The sequence below is a fragment of the Massilia sp. CT11-108 genome (genome assembly GCF_047302915.1).
In the GTDB taxonomy this organism is placed as follows: Bacteria; Pseudomonadota; Gammaproteobacteria; order Burkholderiales; family Burkholderiaceae_D; genus Telluria; species Telluria orientalis.
In genome coordinates this window covers 1-758 of record NZ_JBKYMO010001081.1, presented here as the reverse complement: position 1 = coordinate 758, position 758 = coordinate 1, and the positions used below count along the sequence as shown (strand labels likewise).

General features: G+C 67.4%; 1 protein-coding gene and 1 pseudogene. One reads left to right on the top strand and one right to left on the bottom strand.

Translation table 11 applies throughout. The features are described 5' to 3' along the window. Positions 1-52: 52 nt before the first annotated feature. A pseudogene (locus tag ACEN88_RS33260) lies at positions 53-217 on the bottom strand (YbfB/YjiJ family MFS transporter); the annotation flags it as partial. Between the two features lie 79 nt (positions 218-296). Between ACEN88_RS33260 and ACEN88_RS33255 the strand changes: the two are divergent. Further along, positions 297-758, top strand: a 462-nt coding sequence (locus tag ACEN88_RS33255; RefSeq protein WP_413346581.1) for a TetR/AcrR family transcriptional regulator, incomplete at its 3' end; no start/stop codon positions are given.

Sequence of the window (758 nt, the reverse complement as noted above, 5' to 3'; positions counted from 1 at the left end):
CCTGTCAAACATGAGCCACCCACAAGGATCCAGCATGGACACCACCCTCGACCGCGCCGAGGAACACGACGTCCTGCGCGGCGAACCAGTGCGCCTCGATCAGCGGCGGAATCAGGGGCGTGTAGGCGAAGCGTGCGAGGCCGATGCCGACCAGGCTGGCGCACAGGCCGGCGAGGATGGCGCGTGTGGCCGCGGCGCGGTCGAGGGTGGTGTCCATGCTGGATCCTTGTGGGTGGCTCATGTTTGACAGGTTAGTCAAACTTGACAGGGCTGTCAAGGATGCCGATAATCGGGTCATGGCAGGCACAAAACAATTCGATGAAGACGAGGTGCTCGACCGCGCGCTGCTGCTGTTCTGGCGGCGCGGTTTCGGCGCCACGTCCATGCAGGACGTCGCGCAGGCGACCGGTGTCCTGCGCGGTTCGCTGTACCACGCGTACGGCGACAAGCAGGCGCTGTTCCTGCGCGTCTTTGGGCGTTACCGCATGCGCTACCTGGACAGCCTGCGCGAAGCGCTGGCCGCGCCCACGGCCGAGGAAGCGCTGCGGCGCTATCTGCGCCTGGCCATCGATATGGTGACGGCCGTCGACGACGACGAGGTGACGCGCGGCTGCCTGACGACGAAGACCGCGACGGATGAGACGGCGATGGACGATGCGATCCGCGCTGCGCTGCGCGGCCTGCTGGACGACGTGCAGCAGGCATTGGCGGAGCGCCTTGGGCAGCCCGATGCCGCCGGCCGGCTCGCCTTGCCACCC